We start from the raw sequence: 18,262 nt of genomic DNA on the forward strand, positions 1-18,262 counted from the left end.
ACTCCTTTTTCGTTAATATAAACCTTCTCCTTCGTTTAATTTCTTCACGATTTTATTTACAACAAATAATAGAATGACGTTTATGACTGAATTAAATAGGCCAACTGCTGTCGAATAAGCATAATCACCTGACTGCAACCCTACCTTATAGACATACGTAGGCAGGATTTCTGATGAAGGTAAATTCATTGAGGTTTGCATCAAATATGCCTTTTCAAAGCCAATCGACATAATCCCTCCCGCTGCCAAAATAAAGGTCACGGCCATTAATGGCTTCAGTGTCGGCAAATCGATATGGATCATTCTTTGAAGAATATTTGCTCCATCAATTGTTGCTGCATTGTGCAATTCAGGGTCCACATTGGCTAAAGCGGCAACGTAGATAATCGATGACCAGCCTGCAGCCTGCCAAATGCCAGAGATGATATAGATTGACCGGAAGTAATCTGGATTTGACATGAACATTAGCGGTTTTCCTGTTATGAAACTAACAAGGTGATTGATGGGACCTGTTGGTGATAGGAAAATGAACACCATACCCACGATTACAACTACCGAAATAAAGTTTGGTGCATAGAGCACAAGTTGAATATTCTTTTTAACAGCTGCCCTTCGTAGTTGATTTAGCATTAACGCAAGGATGATTGGGACTGGAAATCCTATAATTAGTCCAAAAAAACTAAGTTTAAGCGTATTCATAAAAATGTCAGCAAAATTTGGTGAAGATAAGAATTTGGTGAAATTTTCTACTCCCACCCAATCGCTTCCTACTATCCCTTTGATCGTACTAAAATCTTTAAAGGCAATAACGGCTCCATACATGGGGATGTATTTAAAGATGATAGTTAGAATAACAGCTGGTGCGATAAGCAAATAAAGATGGTAGTTTTTGATGATATAATCGATTTTGCTTTTCAATTTCGATACTGCTTTCTTTTCAGATGGGATTTTTAAAGCGGTTTCTTTTTGGGTATTTACTAATTCTTGCAATCTTTTAACCTCCTATCTATATTGGTTTATCTGGTTCTAACTTTAACAAATTTGAAAAAGGGAAGAGTTTAATATCTTTGGAAACGGAGGTTTAAAATTTTCGGCAGTTGAAAACGATTGCATTAAGGCTGAGGAAAATTTAACAAAGTATTCACGCATATCGTCTGTTAATTTTTGTATGATGAATATGGAGTTTTGAAAATGAGAGAGGATGTGGGAAATGCCTTTTAAAGCCCGAACAGTCCCAGTTGATTTAATCAAACTACGAATTTTACACAACCGAATGAATCTTTCACACGAGGAGAAGCGGTATTATTTATACCAAGAAAAAGGTTTTGCGGGTGAAGTTCAGTTTGATTTGTTAACAGAGAAGATTAGGAGTGAGTGTTATATTTTAAATGATTTGGTGCTGAAGATTAATGACACAACGTTCCAACTAGATACCACGATCATTTTTCAAAAGACAATTAGCGTTTTTGATGTAAAAAATTCCGAAGGCGATTATTGTTTTCGCAACGGCGTCTTTGAAACGCTCGCTGAAAAGGAAATTAAGAATCCGCTCGATCAGTTGAAGCGCAGCAAATCCTTATTCCGCCAATTCCTCCAAAAGCACGGATATAATCTATTAATTGAGGGAAAGGTTGTTTTTATTAACCCCCGGTTTACCTTATACCAAGCTCCTCTTAACGAACCTATCATTTATCCAACGCAGTTAGACACATTAATGGAAGAATTAAATACAGCTCCTTCGAAATTATCCGACCAGAATAAGAAGCTAGCTGAAATGCTAGTTTCGTTACATGATAGAGACTCCTCATTTATTAAGGTACCTCCATATGACTATGAGCAACTGAAGAAGGGGATTACTTGCAGAGATTGTGGTTCATTTATGATCACTGTCTTGGGAAAGAATGTTGTGTGTAATGATTGTGGATGCAAAGAGATAGTTGAAGCTGCTGTTTTACGTAATGTGAATGAAATTAAGCTCCTTTTTCCTAATCTGAAAATAACGACCAAGGTTGTGCATGAATGGTGTATGGTGGTTAAGTCTAAGAAAAGAATAAGCAGAATTCTAGAGAGAAATTTTAAGACGGTAGGGTTACGTAATTGGACTTATTATGAGTAATCCTTGGGAACTTTGTGAAAGACTTTTTTCAGGGTTCTCTATGTGGTTTTGTCCATCGGAACCTTTGCGATAGACTTTTGCCTGATCCCTTGGGCTGTTTTGTCCATCGGGTCCCTTCCGATGGACATTTTGCGTGGTCCCTTGTGTGGTTTTGTCCATCGGAACCTTTGCGATAGACATTTTGCCTGTTCCGTTGTGTGGTTTTGTCCATCGTACACCTCCGATAGACATTTTGCCTGTTCTCTTGTGTGGTTTTGTCCATCGGATCCCTTCCGATAGACATTTTTCCTGTTCTCTTGGGCCGTTTTGTCTATCGGAACCCTCCCGATAGACATTTTGCCTGGTCTCTTGGCCCGTTTTGTCTATCGGCATCCTTCCGATAGACATTTTGCCTGTTCCCTTGGCCGTTTTGTCCATCGGATCCCTCCCGATAGACATTTTTCCGGATCCCTTGTGTGGTTTTGTCCATCGGAACCCTCCCGATAGACATTTTTCCTGTTCCTTTGTTTGGTTTTGTCCGTGGGAACCCTCCCGATAGACATTTTTCCGGTTCCCTTGGCCCGTTTTGTCTATCGGAATCCTTCCGATAGACATTTTGCCGGTTCTCTTGGGCCGTTTTGTCCATGGGAACCCTCCCGATAGACATTTTGCCGGTCCTTTGTGTGGTTTTGTCCATCGGATCCCTCCCGATAGACGTTTTTCCTGTTCCCTTGTCCCGTTTTGTCCATCGGATCCCTCCCGATAGACATAGTCCCTGTTCTCTTGGCCCGTTTTGTCCATCGCACCCCTTCCGATAGACATTTTGCCGGTTCTCTTGGGCCGTTTTGTCCATCGGAACCCTCCCGATAGACATTTTGCCTATTCCCTTGGCCCGTTTTGTCCATCGTACCCCTTCCGATAGACATTTTGCCGGTTCCCTTGTATGGTTTTGTCCATCGGATCCCTCCCGATAGACATTTTGCCGGTTCCCTTGGCCCGTTTTGTCCATCGCACCCCTTCCGATAGACATTTTGCCCGTTCTCTTGGCCCGTTTTGTCCATCGCACCCCTTCCGATAGACATTTTGCCGGTTCCCTTGGCCCGTTTTGTCTATCGGAATCCTTCCGATAGACATTTTTCCGGTTCTCTTGGGCCGTTTTGTCCATGGGAACCCTCCCGATAGACATTTTTCCGGTTCTCTTGGCCCGTTTTGTCCATCGGACCCCTTCCGATAGACATTTTGCCGGTTCCCTTCGGCCGTTTTGTCCATCGGAACCCTTCCGATAGACAATTTGCCTGTTCTCTTGGCCCGTTTTGTCCATCGGAACCCTCCCGATAGACATTTTGCCGGTTCCCTTGGCCCCTTTTGTCCATCGCACCCCTTCCGATAGACATTTTGCCGGTTCTCTTGGCCCGTTTTGTCCATCGGAACCCTCCCGATAGACATTTTGCCGGTTCCCTTGTGTGGTTTTGTCCATCGGAACCCTCCCGATAGACATTTTTCCTGTTCTCTTGGCCCGTTTTGTCCATCGGACCCCCTTCCGATAGACATTTTGCCTGTTCTCTTGGCCGTTTTGTCCATCGCACCCCTCCCGATAGACATTTTGCCTGTTCTCTTTGGCCGTTTTGTCCATCGGAACCCTCCCAATAGACATTTTTCCTGTTCTCTTGTGTGGTTTTGTCCATCGGATCCTAAAAACCACCTGAGCCAATAGGGATATCTTATAATAAAAAAATCTCCTCTAGTACCTTAACTAGAGGAGATTCTTACTACTAATTGCCATTATCCTGGATTTATTTGATTTCTTTAAGACCTGTATTGATTTTTTCAACGGCCTCTTTCGCCGCAACCTTTACATCTTTTCCGCCGATTCCAACATCCTCAAATAATCTTCTGATGGCATCACTGACAACCGGATAAGCAGGAGTAACCGGGCGGTTCTTTGAATATTTTTGGCTTTGCTGTACAAATATGTTTTTAGGATATTCGTTCAACTCTGGGAAATCTTTTGCGACAGAGTATCGGGCAGGGATATCACCGGTAATGGTTACATACTTTTTCACACCTTGATATCCAGTGACATATTTGATAAACTTCCATGCCTCCTGTGGGTGTTTTGACTTTGATGTGATGCCAAGCGCCCATCCGCCATTGGGAACAAACTGATACTTACCCTTTGGCAGGGGAGTTACTCCAAAATCTTCTCCCAGTTTGAACTCAGGATGATTTTTTTCCAAATCTGTCAGTGTCCAAGAGCCAAGCACAGTCATTGCCAGCTTCCCTTCTTCAAAGGCACCACCAGGTATTTCTATCGAAGCAACACCATATTTATGATACAAGTTCTGGTAAAATCGCAGAGCATCTATTGCTTCTTTTGAATCTAAAAAGCTGCTTGCAGTAGTTCCATCAGGACTTAAAACATTAGCCCCAAACTGCCAAAGGAGTGGTGTTTTAAAATAAGCAGGAGATTCTCCATCATTAAATCCCTGAGCTGGGTCTATTCCAATTACTCCTTTAGCAGGATTATTTACTTTCTTAGCAATCTCCAATACCTCATCCCATGTTAAAGGGTTATTGGGATTTGTTGGTGGATCTGGGATTCCAGCCGCCTTTAGTAAATGTCGATTGTAATATAATGCAATACTTGACTCGACAATCGGGGCGAGATAAATTTGTCCCTTATAACTTAATCCTTTTAAAGTAGAGTCAGGGATATCATCGATCTTCCCCTCTTTTCTCATGAAAGGGTCGATTGATAATAACGAACCCGTATTTGCATACAGACCGAGCGTAGGACTGTCAATGGTCAAAATATCCGGAGGGTTCCCCGCGGCAAGTTCCGTTCGCAACCTGATTTCATAATCACTATAGGGAATCGACTTCATATTCACCAAAATATTAGGGTTAGCTGCTTCAAAAGAAGCAACTAATTCTTCATATGCTTTATTTTCTGCCACATTCCCGCCATTTCGCCAGAACGTCAACTGGATTCGTTCGGAATCCTTTACCGTGTCCCCTTTCTCTTTTTGGCCGCTGCCTGAGAATGTATCAAAAAAGGACAATGCATACACTAAAATACCCATAAGAATCACTGCAAAAATAGTGAACCATTTCTTCATCTACATTCCCTTTCTTTCCTGAAAACTTAGGAATCTATAGCATTACGAAATTCAACCGGTGTTTGTCCCACATGTTTTTTAAAAACTGTACTAAAATAGCCGGAGTTAGAAAAGCCAACTAAATTTGCTACATCAATGATTTTAAGCTGCTTGTCTCTCAGAAATTGCTGGGCTTTATCCATTCGTATTTTCACCAGATAATCACTAAAATTCTGACCAACATAATTCTTAAAGGTTTCCGATAAATGAGCACTATTGATATGAAATAGTTCCGATAATAAGGTCAGTGAAATCTCACTGGCATAATGCTGATCCAGATAATTTCGAACACTATCGACGATTAACTTCCCATTTGAAAATCGTGCCAAACGCACCTTTTCAATTATTAATTGGGCTAAGTGAAGGAGGTTTTCAAGCACTTTACTCTGCGAATTAAGCTCCCAAATACTTTGTTGGCAATTCCAAATATTTTTTTGAATATCATTTGTTTCAATATCATATTTTTTGGCAAGTGACCCTAAAAGAAATAACACTCGATTGGCAGCAAACGAAAACGATAATATCGATTGGTTCCCATCTCCTTGTAATAAGGAGTGAATATTTTCTCTAAACGCTTCGAAACTAGCATTTTCAATCGCATTAGTTAACTTTCTCTCAAAATCAGGTGAAAATTCAAACGCTTCCTCTTTCGTTATCGCCGCATCAATCACCTGCGATTGGGAGCCTAGCTGACTTTGGCTCCAAGCAAGCAAACTGGAAATATAACCTGTCTTAAAGTTTGCTAGACCCGTGACAACATTGCCAATTCCAATAACTGTTTCTAAATTCAACAACCTTTTCACATTCCGTTGTAAACTTTCAACTAAATTAGAAGGATTATTTAAATCAATTCGTATTAAAAAATGAACCATATTAGCATAGCTTGGGTCGTAAAAGGAATAAGTTCCTATATGCTCTTTTGAGATTTCCTTACATAGCATTTGAAAAGGAAGCCAGAGTTCTTTTAATCGATTGGGATTACCAAAACTCTCTCGAATTTCCACAGTAACAAATTGGACAACAGCGTTCTTATTGACGAGTTGCTCTAATTGAAGCTGACGTAGTCTCTCGATGACTAAATTAAGCTCCAGCCATTCCTCTTTCACCAAATAAAGCAAGTATTGTTCCTGCACTTCTTGCAGTTGAGATAGAACAAGCTGACGCATCTGCGCCGTTTCAACCTGTTTTTGCCTCTCCGTCTCTATTTCTTTACGGATTTTTTGTAAGGATTCCACTAGTTCATCCGGGGCAACGGGCTTTAATAGATAGTCCTTAACCCCTTCCTTCATGGAACCACGGACCAATTCAAAATCGGAATAACCCGATAATACGATTACTTTAACGTTTGGAAATTCCTGCTGACAGCGTTTAGCCAATTCAAGGCCATCCATAATGGGCATTCTCATATCTGTCAGGACTAGATCAATATCCATTTCCCCAAGCAATTCGAGTGCTTCTTTCCCATTGGAAGCCTCGCCAGCGATTTGAAACCCTTCCTCTTCCCAATCCACTTTCATCCGGAAGCCTTTACGTATTTGAATCTCATCATCCGCTATGATGACCTTCATCATGTATATCACCTCGGTCAAAATTAATACACAATGTAATCCTCGTGCCTACATTTTTTTCAGATTCAATCTTATACGAGAAATCTTGACCGTAGTAAAGCTTTAATCGGCCAAGCACATTTTTTAGCCCAATACTGTTTCCTTTGCTCTCTAAGACACTAATTGCTCCATTCTTTATTTCTTCATTCATTAAATCAGATATCACTTCTTCAGACATGCCAATCCCTTTGTCTTCTAAAATTATCAATACTTGATTGTTAATTTTTTCGGTTTTTATAAAAATATCAGCCGTAGTTTTTTCTATAAAACTATATTTAACGGCATTTTCAACAAGCGGTTGGAGAATGAATTTAATAATAGGAAGATTTTTTGTCTCCGGATCCTCTACAAGATCAATCGTAATTGCATCCTCATATCTCACCTTTAAAATATCTGTATAGCTGCGGATATAGCTGATCTCTTCACCCAATCTCACCACATCATTTTGTGTATTCAAGGAGTACCTCATCATCCGGCCTAAGTAGATACTTACGTTCATAACTTCTTTACTTTTTCCTTGTACGGCTAATCCGCCAATAATTTCAAGTGTATTATTTAAAAAGTGAGGATTGATTTGCAGTAATAAAGCTTTGTATTCCGCATCTTTCCTACGAATGTTCGCTTCATATTCAGTTTCAATTAAATTCTTCAATTGGTCGACAGTATGGTCGAACACTTTTACTACGTAACCAACTTCATCGTTTGACGATTTAATCGTTGGCATAAAGTGTTTGGCTCCTGAAAAATCGCCACGTTCGATAAATTTCATTGCTTTTGCTAGTTTTCCTAACGGGCTGACGATATTAGAAGAAAGCACGAAAGAAGCCACAATCGTTAATAAAAAAACGAGGGCGCTAATTAAAAATAGGTTACGTTGCAGAATATTTACTTTAGAGAATAAGTCAGACTTAGTCACTTCACTGACTAGAATCCAATCACCTACTGCTAACTTTTGAAAAAACACAAAGTATTTTTCGCCTTGATAATCCGTTTCTAATAAACCCTTTTCCTTCTGACTAGTTTTTATTTTATTTAAACTACTTTTCAATACCGATTTAGGGGTATCAATCTTCCCCTCTAACACATTTGCTCCCTGTTGATCTAATAAATATGCATGTCCATTTTTACCAATCGAGATTTTACCTAAGGCTGTTTCTAGCAATGTTGAAGGGAAATTAACCTTTATAAATCCGTAGGAAACAACTGTATTTAAATCAACGAGGGGCAACATATAACTATTACTAGTTCCTTGTGCCGGCATATATGGATCAATATGTGATTTAACAAATCGCTGTTCATTAATAGTAAAGTCTTGAAACCAATCTAGGTTGCGTAAATTGGAATTATTTCCCCATGCTCCTTCACCGTTATTTAAAACGACGGAGATAGACATCCCATTTGAATTGTTCACCATCATCGAAGAAAGCAGCATTTTCAGTTGATTCTTCTGTAACAAGCTCTGTTCTCGTGGTATCTCTTCATCTTTTTTTTCTAACCTTAGCCACTGCTGTGTGGTTTGATTGACTAGGACCTGTTTACCTAAATCCTCCGCCTGGGTTGTAATCGAGTCCGTATACAGCGAGTACTGATCCATCGCTTCTATGGTTAGATCCTGCGTCTGGTCTTCAATAATAGATGTAAACCATCGTGGGATAATAATCGATAAAATGATTAAGGGAATCGTTAACAAACACGTAAATATTATGAATAAGCGATTCCGTAAGGAAAAAAACATGCTATCCCCCCAAACAAAAAAGAAAACCCTTACAATCTATTTCTCAATTAATAAGATTTGGCTATTATTATTTATTCAATTTAACATATCCCCCATCAACTTACCACGGGTGATTTCATTCCAACAAAAAAGCAGAAACCGGAATTCGGATCTGCTTATTTCTGTTTTATATAGGCTTCACGGTATTCATTCGGGGTAATCCCCTCAACCTTTTTAAATACTTTTCGAAAATATTTGTCGTCTTGATAGCCGATCATATTCGCTATTTCATAGATTTTTAGCTGGCTGTTTTTTAATAAAGATTTCGCCTTTTTCATTCGAAATTTAACAATATAATCGGAGATATTCACATTAAATTCTTGTTTAAATTTTCTCGAGATATACTCTCGGCTAATATAAAAATGATCGGAAATCTCTTGCAGTTTTACCTCGCGATCGAAGTTTGCCTGCAGGTATTTTTCAATTTCATAAATGATGTTGCTATTTTTCTGAAGGGTGCCTTTATTAACCTTTTTCAAAAAGATAGCAATCTCTCGTTTCTTTCTCTTAATGTATTCTTCTAACATGAAGGAACCGTTTTCATCGAAAAATAAATCCAGCCTTTTTTGTATATCCTCTATTGCTACATTAGGAAGATGATAATATTTAAACCATCTATTGCTGATGACTAAATATTCATTTTCAACATGGAGCAGCTGTTTTATGGATAGATAGTTTTTTGCCGTAATATCCGTGGTTATTTGATGAATTACTTCATCAAATGCCTCCATTTTACCGACTTGTACAGCCAAATCGATATTGGCAGAATAGTCCATAAGATTCCTTAATGCATGGTTAGCCGGGGTTTCGTTCACATAGATTCGATTTGCCATTTTATCTAAAATATTTGAATAAGAAAATATCTGTTTGGCATGAAGATAGGAATCCATTAATCTGGCGTTCTTACTCACTAGTTTCCCTAAAGTAATCGGACAAGAGATATTCATCGTACTTTTAAGAGTCTTATAGATTCGATTTAATATTTTTCCAATTTCCGCAAACTTTTTCCAGAAGATAATTAACACTTCGCCTTTACTGGATAAATATCGAAATCCAATTCCTGATTCATTTTCCAGCATGATTTCATTTATGACATTGAGAATCGTATAGTACGCTAAATCACGATCTCCTTGAAATACCTCCATGGTCTTGCCATTAATCCGGACAAGAGCCACTTGATAGTTTTCAGACGGTTGAATTCCGAAACCCTCATATAAATCGCCATTCAGATTATCACTATTCATCAGTTTGGTAAGCTTTCGGTCTCGATAAACAGGCTTCATTTCATTGATTAATTGTGTGCTGCTTTCTTTTCGGGCACGCTCTAGGGCTTCTTTTTTCCATTCATGCACGGCGGTTTCCAAGGTATGATTTAAGATTTCGGGATCAATCGGCTTTAGGAGGTAGTCAGAACTGCCGAAATGAATCGCTTTACGCATGTAATGATAATCATCATAACCTGTCACAACGATGGTTTTGCTGGTAGACTGATTTTCTTTGATCCATTCTAGCAGCAAGACACCATCCATTTTTGGCATTTTCATATCTGAAAAAATAATCTCTGGCTTATATTTTTGGATGAGATGAATGGCTTCCTCACCATTTCCTGCTTCATAAATTTCACTAATCCCATTTTGTTCCCACTCACCCAGTATCTTAATTCCTTCACGAACGTGCTTTTCATCATCAACGATTAATGCTTTCATGAATGCTCCACCTCTTTTTGGATAGCCTTTGGAAATTGAACGGTAACCGTAAATCCGCATCCTTCAATACTATGAATCGACATATGTGCTTGATTATTGTAATAAATTTGTAAGCGGTCATAAATATTTTTTAACCCAATCGTTTCTCTTTGTTCACTTTCTCTTAATTCACCATTTAATAATTCCTGCCTGATTCGTTCCAACTGTTGACCGCTTACGCCTATTCCATTATCTCTGACCGTAATGCAAACCATCCCGTCCTCTTGCAGCTGACCGTCAATTTGAATGGATGCGTTATCGATTTGCTGGTCAAATCCATGCTTAAAGGAATTTTCTACAATAGGCTGCAAGATCATTTTCGGAATGTGTATTTCTTGGACTTCCTTTGAAATAGTTAAATCAAATTCAAACTGCTCATCAAAACGTTGTTTTTGTAATAATAAATATGCTTTTACATGCATTACCTCCGAATGAACCGGGACAATATCTTCCTTCATATCCATGCTGTATCGCATGATTTTCGATAATGAAGTGAGTAATGAATCAACAGGAGCAGCCTTAGATTTTAACGCTAAGGTCCCAATCGATTGAAGGGCATTATATAAGAAATGCGGGTTAATCTGCGAACGTAATACTCTCAGTTGTGATTCTTTGTTTTCAATCGCGAGTTTATATTCTCTCTCAATTAAATCATTGATTTTGGCGATCATTAATTTGAAATGTCTTCCCAACATCCCCATTTCATCGTTACCTAACGAATCAAAGTCCGCCTCAAATACACCTTGTTCAACCTTTTTCATGTTATCTATTAATACTTTAATCGGTGCCGTAATCTTAAAGGAAACAAACATCGTAGCGATAAATACAAATACGAGCGTCACAATCCCAATGACAATATTAATTAGTGCTGTTTCCCTAGCACTTTGATAGAGAACACGGTAAGGAATCCGTTTAACAATATACCAATTCTTATAAGGAGCGGAGAACTTATCATAGACAATCACACCATTGAATTGCTGATCCTTCCATTCCGTACTTTTACTAGGGACAGGCTCCTTCTTTACAAACTCAAACCACTTTTCCTTATTTTCCTTGCCAATCATCGTTTCATTGGAGGAATAGATAATCGCCCCATTCTCATCCATAATATATAAATCTTCCATATTCTTTGTAAATAATCGACCGGCAATCGCACTTATTTTTGAAAGATTAATATCAATCGACAAAAATCCTAACATCTTATCAGAAGGAACGTCACGAAGGATGTTATGAAAGCTAAGGACATTTTTCTTTTCCGAGTTTGGTATGACGGAAATATTGTTATAGCTGTACATTTCATGTGGTGGTTCGATGAGTGAAAAGCCGTCATAGCGAGTTAGCTTGGAATAATAGGGATGCGACAAAATACTTTCATATTTACCTCTTCCGCTTATTCTTGAATGATAATTCGTATACGAATCTTTTCCTATATCAATATAGAGATGCATTTGTTCAATCTCTGGCCGGGTATTAAATAAATAGGCAAGAGCACGGCGAACTTCTTCCTGTTTGTTATTTAAATTCTCTGAAAGACCATCCCTCATCACATTCATAAAGGGTGTATATCGATAAAGTACGGACGACATCTGAGCGACATCTTCTAGATAAACCGTAAGTTCTTCCTCACCTTTGACAATTAGGTCATGATTGGTCGAAACAAAACGTTCATTGAGAGAGGTTGTTGTTTGATAATATGTAATCGCGATTGAGCTTCCAAAAGGCAGGACTGTTACAAGCATTAAAAATATAATCAGCTTTTTACGTATACCCCATTGCATAGACATCTTGGTTAGTTACCAAAGAACTAACTTTCCTCCACTTAATGAATTTTCTCTATTGTAACAACATTCCCTATCCATTCCTATGGCATTTATTGACTTGTCATCTATTTGGACTGTTCAATATATTCCACCCTACTGGTCAATGTAAGCCGTTTCATAATTTTCTAGATTCTCTAAAATGTAATTATGGAGGTGCAGGTTATGAATAGCCAAAGTAAGTTGGAAAAAGTAGAAACCCCCGTCTTAGAAGTTCACAGAAGCGCAGCGGTTTCGAAGTCAGTTTCCTTAAATAAACACAAGAAACTGAAAGATGCAGGATTATTTGCACTATTTGTGGGACCAGTTTTGCTAGCTTTTACCCTGATTGTTCTGATTCCTTTTTTTACAGGTATTTATTATGCCTTTACAGACTGGAACGGGATCACGGGAGCGGTCAAATGGGTGGGCTTGGACAACTTTAAGTACATCTTTACCGAGGACAAGCAATTCCAAGATTCCTTCAAACTCACCACGAAATATACGGTTGTTGCGATCCTTTTAACAAATGTAATTGGGTTTGGATTAGCATTACTTGTCACACAAATGCTAAAGACAAGAAATATCTTACGAACCGTTTTCTTCATGCCAAACTTGATCGGCGGCCTTTTATTAGGTTTTATCTGGCAATTCATTTTTGTAAAGGGTTTTGCATCGATTGGACAGTTAACAAAGATTCCCCTTTTTGAAATGGCTTGGTTAGGAGATGCGAATACCGCCTTCTGGGGAATTGTGATTGTCAGTGTTTGGCAAGGTGCAGGCTATATTATGATTATCTATATCGCTGCACTGCAAAACGTTCCTCAAGAATTAATTGAAGCAGCGAAAATAGACGGAGCTAATAGATGGCAGATTCTTCGCCACATAACCATGCCACTCGTTGCACCGGCGGTTACTATCTGTTTATTTTTAACTACTGCCTCATCCTTTAAAGTCTTTGATGCAAACCTGTCATTGACAAATGGCGGTCCTTTTAAGTCTACTGAAATGTTAGCACTAAACATTTATACAGAAGCCTTTGTGAATAACCGTTACGGAATTGGCGAGGCAAAAGCACTGATATTCTTCCTTGTCGTCGCAGCCATTTCCATCATTCAAGTGACGTATTCGAAGAAAAAGGAGGTCGAGTCCTAATGGGAAACAGGTATACAGGAAAAACTTTTATAATGGAGATTCTTGCCATCCTGCTTGGTCTAGCCTTTTTAGTCCCTTTCTATTATGTGATTTCAAACTCCTTGAAACCTTTCGCAGATATTTTATCTAACACCTCAGCCTTGCCGAAGGTTCTGGAGCTTCAGAACTATGTGAGTGCTTTCGAAAAATTGAACTATCTTAAAGTATTTTCAAACTCTTTAATTGTTACTGTTGTCAGTAATGTAGTTCTTGTCATCTTTTGTTCGATGGCAGCCTATATGCTGGTTCGAACAAGGAAGAAAATTAGCCATGTGATTTTCATGATATTTGTGGCAGCAATGATCATTCCGTTTCAATCGATCATGATTCCGCTTATCAAAACAGCCAGTACTTTTGGACTTTTAAATAGCGTATGGGGCCTTGTCATCATGTATCTGGGCTTTGGCTCAGGGATGACCATTTTCTTGTATCACGGATTTATTAAAGGGATTCCAGTTGAACTGGAAGAGGCTGCTATCATCGATGGCTGTTCAAGGTTTGGCGTGTTTTGGAGAATTGTCTTTCCATTATTAAAACCAATTACAGTGACCATTGTGATTTTAAATAGCTTATGGATTTGGAATGACTTCCTATTGCCATCACTTGTGCTTCAGGATCCGGAATTAAAAACGATTCCTTTAGCAACGTTCTCCTTCTTTGGACAGTATACAAAGCAATGGGATTTGGCATTAGCTGCCTTAGTCATGGGCATTATTCCATTATTAATCTTCTTTTTTGCGATGCAAAAACACATTATTAAAGGAATTACTAGTGGCTCTATCAAGTAGAAAATATACCATAGGAACAACCTCTGCTGTCTGCATGACAGATAGCAGAGACAAATATAAAATAGATTTATATACCAGGAGGGAATTTTAATGGGGATCAAAAAGTATTCTTTACTAGCAGGTGTTCTATCCGCTTCACTACTATTAGCAACAGCTTGTTCTAGCGACAGTGCATCTACTGATAAAAAAAGCGGCGGGAAAGACGGCAAAGTAGTGGTCGATCTTTTTAATGGAAAGGTTGAAATTGCCGACCAATTGAAAGCGTTAACAGATCAATATACAAAAGAACATCCCGACGTTACTTTTAATATTGAAACCGTCGGTGGCGGTGCAGATGGATCTGCAGCATTAAAAGCTAAGTTTGCTTCCAACAAGGCTCCTGATATCTTTGGCAATGGCGGTTATCAAGAGGCTCAAACATGGAAAGATAAATTCGAGGATTTATCCGATCAGCCGTGGGTAAAAGATGCCTATGAAAATGCCTTAAAGCCAATGACAATCGATGGAAAAATCTACGGACAGCCAGTTAATATGGAAGGCTATGGCTTTGCTTACAATAAGAAACTATTTGCAAAAGCCGGTATTACAGAACTGCCAAAAACATTTACGGAATTAGAAGCAGCATCGAAAAAATTAAAAGCTGCCGGTATTACTCCTTTCTCTGTCGGCTATGCGGAATGGTGGGTTTTAGCAAACCATGGTCTAAACGTACCATTTGCTTACCAACAAGCAGATGACGAGAACTACATCCAAGGTTTAAACGAAGGGTCAGCGAAAATCGAAGGCAATAAATACTTCAATGACTACTTCAAGCTTGTTGACTTAACGATCAAATATGGCAACAAAAATCCTTTAACAACGGACTACAACACGGAAGTAACCCAATTTGCCAACGGCGAAACGGCAATGATTCAGCAAGGTAACTGGATTCAACCAATGCTTGATAAACTAAATCCAGGCATGGAAGTTGGCTTTATTCCATTGGCACTTACGGATGATGCTGCACAGGCAGATAAATTAATGGTTGACGTTCCAACGAACTGGGTAGTTCATAACAAAGCTCCTGAAGCGGATAAAAAAGCAGCAAAAGATTTCTTAAACTGGATGGTTACCTCTGAGGAAGGGAAAACAGCTCTAGTTAAGGAGTTCAAGTACATCCCTGCTTTTAAAACAATTGAAGCAAAAGCGGAAGATATTGGACCTCTAGGTGCAGAACTTCAAAAATATTCACAAGAAGGCAAAACCTACTCTTGGCAGTTCATGAAATATCCGGATGGTGCAGGCCAAGAATTTGGAGCTACTCTTCAAGCGTATGTTGGCGGCCAAAAATCGAAAGCCGAAACAGAAAAAGCTTTAGATGCAACTTGGGCTAAGTTAAAGAAATAGTCAGAAAAGCGGAAGCGTCCGTTTAGCGACGTATGGACTGGAGCGCTCTGACTGAGATAAAGGAAACACGGAGAGCGGAGCGATTCGATGTTGACTTATCGTAGGGAAGAGAGCGAAGTACACTAGTCGCTGGACGCTGGAGCTGGACAGTAATAATAGTTCAAACACTAAATTTTTCATCTTATAGGCAAAGGCTCCTCTCTATCTGAGAAGAGCCTTTTGATTATTCACGATCCGGGCTATTGACCATAATTCCAGCCACTTGCGTTAACCGGTCATAAAACGCAAGCCCGGCAGGTTGTTGATCAAGTCCAATTTCTTCAAATGCTTCTTTCATGCAGCGAAGCCAGCATTTTGCCCTTCTAGGCGTTACTTCAAATGGCAGATGTCGATGTCTCATGGCAGGCGGTCCAAATTCCTGACTATAAAGGGCAGGCCCCCCCAAGAATTGCGGCAAAAACATCCGCTGTTTACGCTTTATTTCTTCCATATCCCCTTCAAACAATGGTCTTAGTTCTGGGTCGGCATATACACGCGGATAAAAAGCATTGACCAATTTATCTATTGTTTCTTGCCCGCCTATTTCATCATAGATCGACTTAAAATTGTAATCCACTTTTCGTCACCATCCACTATTAATTTTCCCTCTGTTTTTGATTATTATAATGTTAAAAAGGATGGTGTTTTGTGATGTAAATCACTATAAATAGCGAAATACAAAAGTTTCCAATCTTAATGCATCAGGGTCAGACCGAAACTGCTAGAATGGAGCGACCAATTCCACTTTAATACGATCTGGATCTTCGAAAAAAACAGCATAATGAGTATCTCCACCGGCAAATGGATGTTTATCCTGATAAAGAATATGGACCCCTTTTTCTTTGAATTGCATTGTTATTTGATCGACTTGTTTTCTTGATTCCGCATGAAAAGCTAAATGATTAAGCCCAACTCGTGAACGATGGTACGAGACATCCAAAAATCGTTCTTCAGTTTGTACAAAAACAAGATAGGTGTCTCCATCTTTCCAGCTGATACCCGACTCCCATTTTTGATATGGTTGATATCCTAACTCCATTAAAAACCACTGCCAAAATTCGATCGTTTTGCTTAGATTGGAAACATAGATTTCTACATGGTGCAGCATCGTTTCAATCTCCTTATCGGCTTATCTAATTTTCCCGAGCTCCTCTATGAACGCAGGCCGGCGCATATACTTTTCTCTTAATTCCCCAATTAGCTTATGTGACTGAATCGTTCCACAGGCATTTTTGTAGGTTTTTATGATGGAACAAACCTTACGATATTTTTTTCGATCCGTAGCCTGTTTAGCTTCATTCTCAATGTACTTAATAAACAAGGCAATTACTTCTTCTAAATAATCCTTAATTATATATGGATACAGTTCTGTAATAGTTCGAATATTTTTTTGGCAATAAATTAAAAGTTCATCAGTCAATTTCTCCTCTTGTAAGATAGAAAGGTATGCTGAGGGCTGATAATCCATTTTTTTAAATTCAGCGACAGTTTTTTTCAAAACGCCCTCCCATTCACTTGTTGTATATAGTTCTTTTAGTTTTATGTAATATGTAAATTCACCTTTGAATAACAGTTTGCTCGCCAATTGTTTTTGTTGTTCAATATCTCCAAGCAATTCATAGGCTTGGTATCGGTATTCCCGCCACTTATGGACAAGTCCTCGATATTCTTTATCCGCTTCTTCTCCATCCAAACAAAGTTGAATTACTTTTTTGAAATCACCTTTTCCTAGTTCATTAACAATTGCCTTTTCACGGAATTCGCTAGATTTTATATTTTTATAGATAAATTCTCCCGCAGCGGCTGCCCCATCACATCGTTCAATGATTTCAAGCTGAAGTAATTTTATTTGTGTTTTTTCATATCTGTCACTCCAAGAAGCTTCAGTTTTCTCAAGGAGGGATTCCAACTGTTTTTCTAACTTTTTTCTCAAATCTTTCATAGGAGAATAGTAGGTGCAAATTTTTAATAAAGCATATCGCCAATCACTCCAGCCATCATAATGTACTTTTCCGGCTTCTTTCATGATCGCCTCAAAAAGACCTTTCTTCTCTTTTTCATTCAACACGGGCAGACTGGCAATCACCACATCGTCAATTGTTCGAATCGCCCAATTCATAACATCACCGATCGAACCATTTGAGTCATCAGCAAAATTGAGCATTTTTACAACTGGCTGCATGACAACAAGTGATAATAAAATCGCACTCTCGTATTCACCTTTTTCTACTTTATGTCGTGCTTTTTGGAGGGTAAACTCTGCACCTTGTAATGCAGGACCAACATGACGCCAATCGATAAACCCTTTTCTTTTTGCCCCATTAATTGAGGCAGAAATAAGTTTTTTCGCGGATGAAATTTCGTCTTTATGAGGAGTGTATTTAAATAGTAACTGTTTTTCAATTTCGGGATAATCTTCTGACAGGTCAAGAATAATCTTAATTAGTTCTTCTTTGTTTTGATTTGATAGGACGGTAATTAAATCGATTTCGCTCGACTGTGAGGTAGTGTTCGGATTAGATGGACTCATGATTTCCCCCCCCATGATAATAACGTATTGTCAAAACTTTTATATTAAAAAAGTTAATAATCCTTGATTTAAAGGGATTTAAATGCAAAAAACTTGCCACCCCCGTGAAATTAGGTTAAAAGTGAGGTTACCACACCGAACACCTAATCC

General features: G+C 38.8%; 15 protein-coding genes. 4 read left to right on the plus strand and 11 right to left on the minus strand.

Features of this window, described 5'->3' with window-relative positions; all coding sequences use genetic code 11:
- Nucleotides 1-12: 12 nt before the first annotated feature.
- Nucleotides 13-948 (minus strand): ABC transporter permease, encoded by a 936-nt coding sequence (locus tag M3610_RS12030; RefSeq protein ID WP_098576150.1) that lies wholly within the window; start codon nt 946-948, stop codon nt 13-15.
- 262 nt (nt 949-1,210) lie between these two features.
- Here M3610_RS12030 and M3610_RS12035 point away from each other — a divergent pair, with 262 nt between their 5' ends.
- Nucleotides 1,211-2,116 (plus strand): nuclease-related domain-containing protein, encoded by a 906-nt coding sequence (locus M3610_RS12035; RefSeq protein WP_098575835.1) that lies wholly within the window; start codon nt 1,211-1,213, stop codon nt 2,114-2,116.
- 38 nt (nt 2,117-2,154) lie between these two features.
- On the opposite strand, the gene M3610_RS12040 is transcribed toward M3610_RS12035, so the two are convergent.
- The 7 genes from M3610_RS12040 to M3610_RS12070 all read right to left on the minus strand — a co-directional run bounded on the left by M3610_RS12040 (nt 2,155) and on the right by M3610_RS12070 (nt 12,163).
- On the minus strand, nt 2,155-2,451 hold the full coding sequence (locus M3610_RS12040; protein WP_251459397.1) for a hypothetical protein: 297 nt from the start codon (nt 2,449-2,451) through the stop codon (nt 2,155-2,157).
- On the minus strand, nt 2,427-3,728 hold the full coding sequence (locus tag M3610_RS12045) for a hypothetical protein (RefSeq protein ID WP_098575837.1): 1,302 nt from the start codon (nt 3,726-3,728) through the stop codon (nt 2,427-2,429). Before M3610_RS12045 ends, M3610_RS12040 begins: the two co-directional genes overlap by 25 nt.
- A gap of 160 nt (nt 3,729-3,888) precedes the next feature.
- On the minus strand, nt 3,889-5,214 hold the full coding sequence (locus M3610_RS12050) for an ABC transporter substrate-binding protein (protein ID WP_098575838.1): 1,326 nt from the start codon (nt 5,212-5,214) through the stop codon (nt 3,889-3,891).
- 26 nt (nt 5,215-5,240) lie between these two features.
- A complete protein-coding gene (locus M3610_RS12055; protein WP_251459398.1) occupies nt 5,241-6,824 on the minus strand; it encodes a response regulator transcription factor in 1,584 nt (527 codons plus the stop codon).
- Nucleotides 6,799-8,595: a sensor histidine kinase gene (locus M3610_RS12060; protein ID WP_098575840.1), complete on the minus strand. Its 1,797-nt coding sequence runs from the start codon at nt 8,593-8,595 to the stop codon at nt 6,799-6,801. Before M3610_RS12060 ends, M3610_RS12055 begins: the two co-directional genes overlap by 26 nt.
- A 155-nt stretch (nt 8,596-8,750) precedes the next feature.
- A complete protein-coding gene (locus tag M3610_RS12065) occupies nt 8,751-10,340 on the minus strand; it encodes a response regulator transcription factor (RefSeq protein ID WP_251459399.1) in 1,590 nt (529 codons plus the stop codon).
- Nucleotides 10,337-12,163: a sensor histidine kinase gene (locus M3610_RS12070; protein ID WP_251459400.1), complete on the minus strand. Its 1,827-nt coding sequence runs from the start codon at nt 12,161-12,163 to the stop codon at nt 10,337-10,339. The genes M3610_RS12065 and M3610_RS12070 overlap by 4 nt, the downstream gene beginning before the upstream one ends.
- A 198-nt stretch (nt 12,164-12,361) precedes the next feature.
- Between M3610_RS12070 and M3610_RS12075 the strand changes: the two genes are divergently transcribed.
- The 3 genes from M3610_RS12075 to M3610_RS12085 all read left to right on the plus strand — a co-directional run bounded on the left by M3610_RS12075 (nt 12,362) and on the right by M3610_RS12085 (nt 15,543).
- Nucleotides 12,362-13,330 carry a carbohydrate ABC transporter permease gene (locus M3610_RS12075; RefSeq protein WP_098575843.1) on the plus strand — a complete coding sequence of 323 codons (969 nt, stop codon included), beginning with the start codon at nt 12,362-12,364 and terminating at the stop codon, nt 13,328-13,330.
- On the plus strand, nt 13,330-14,157 hold the full coding sequence (locus M3610_RS12080) for a carbohydrate ABC transporter permease (RefSeq protein ID WP_098575844.1): 828 nt from the start codon (nt 13,330-13,332) through the stop codon (nt 14,155-14,157). The genes M3610_RS12075 and M3610_RS12080 overlap by 1 nt, the downstream gene beginning before the upstream one ends.
- 90 nt (nt 14,158-14,247) lie before the next feature.
- Complete coding sequence (locus tag M3610_RS12085; RefSeq protein WP_098575845.1) at nt 14,248-15,543, plus strand: ABC transporter substrate-binding protein; 1,296 nt, start codon at nt 14,248-14,250, stop codon at nt 15,541-15,543.
- A gap of 223 nt (nt 15,544-15,766) precedes the next feature.
- On the opposite strand, the gene M3610_RS12090 is transcribed toward M3610_RS12085, so the two are convergent.
- From M3610_RS12090 to M3610_RS12100, 3 genes are all read right to left on the minus strand, one after another.
- A complete protein-coding gene (locus tag M3610_RS12090) occupies nt 15,767-16,159 on the minus strand; it encodes a globin domain-containing protein (protein ID WP_251459401.1) in 393 nt (130 codons plus the stop codon).
- A 144-nt stretch (nt 16,160-16,303) separates the two neighbouring features.
- A complete protein-coding gene (locus M3610_RS12095) occupies nt 16,304-16,690 on the minus strand; it encodes a VOC family protein (protein WP_251459402.1) in 387 nt (128 codons plus the stop codon).
- 21 nt (nt 16,691-16,711) lie between these two features.
- Nucleotides 16,712-18,112 (minus strand): hypothetical protein, encoded by a 1,401-nt coding sequence (locus M3610_RS12100; protein ID WP_251459403.1) that lies wholly within the window; start codon nt 18,110-18,112, stop codon nt 16,712-16,714.
- Nucleotides 18,113-18,262 lie beyond the last annotated feature (150 nt).

The sequence above is a fragment of the Neobacillus sp. MER 74 genome, assembly GCF_023714155.1.

What these genes read in the sequence shown, in the direction of transcription:
- M3610_RS12070 (WP_251459400.1), bottom strand. Translation starts at nt 12,163, where the DNA reads ATGTCTATGCAATGGGGTATACGTAAAAAGCTGATTATATTTTTAATG.
- M3610_RS12065 (WP_251459399.1), bottom strand. Translation starts at nt 10,340, where the DNA reads ATGAAAGCATTAATCGTTGATGATGAAAAGCACGTTCGTGAAGGAATT.
- M3610_RS12095 (WP_251459402.1), bottom strand. Translation starts at nt 16,690, where the DNA reads ATGCTGCACCATGTAGAAATCTATGTTTCCAATCTAAGCAAAACGATC.
- M3610_RS12055 (WP_251459398.1), bottom strand. Translation starts at nt 6,824, where the DNA reads ATGATGAAGGTCATCATAGCGGATGATGAGATTCAAATACGTAAAGGC.
- M3610_RS12040 (WP_251459397.1), bottom strand. Translation starts at nt 2,451, where the DNA reads ATGTCTATCGGGAGGGTTCCGATAGACAAAACGGCCCAAGAGAACAGG.
- M3610_RS12050 (WP_098575838.1), bottom strand. Translation starts at nt 5,214, where the DNA reads ATGAAGAAATGGTTCACTATTTTTGCAGTGATTCTTATGGGTATTTTA.
- M3610_RS12060 (WP_098575840.1), bottom strand. Translation starts at nt 8,595, where the DNA reads ATGTTTTTTTCCTTACGGAATCGCTTATTCATAATATTTACGTGTTTG.
- M3610_RS12085 (WP_098575845.1), top strand. Translation starts at nt 14,248, where the DNA reads ATGGGGATCAAAAAGTATTCTTTACTAGCAGGTGTTCTATCCGCTTCA.
- M3610_RS12035 (WP_098575835.1), top strand. Translation starts at nt 1,211, where the DNA reads ATGCCTTTTAAAGCCCGAACAGTCCCAGTTGATTTAATCAAACTACGA.
- M3610_RS12080 (WP_098575844.1), top strand. Translation starts at nt 13,330, where the DNA reads ATGGGAAACAGGTATACAGGAAAAACTTTTATAATGGAGATTCTTGCC.
- M3610_RS12045 (WP_098575837.1), bottom strand. Translation starts at nt 3,728, where the DNA reads ATGGACAAAACGGCCAAAGAGAACAGGCAAAATGTCTATCGGGAGGGG.
- M3610_RS12075 (WP_098575843.1), top strand. Translation starts at nt 12,362, where the DNA reads ATGAATAGCCAAAGTAAGTTGGAAAAAGTAGAAACCCCCGTCTTAGAA.
- M3610_RS12100 (WP_251459403.1), bottom strand. Translation starts at nt 18,112, where the DNA reads ATGAGTCCATCTAATCCGAACACTACCTCACAGTCGAGCGAAATCGAT.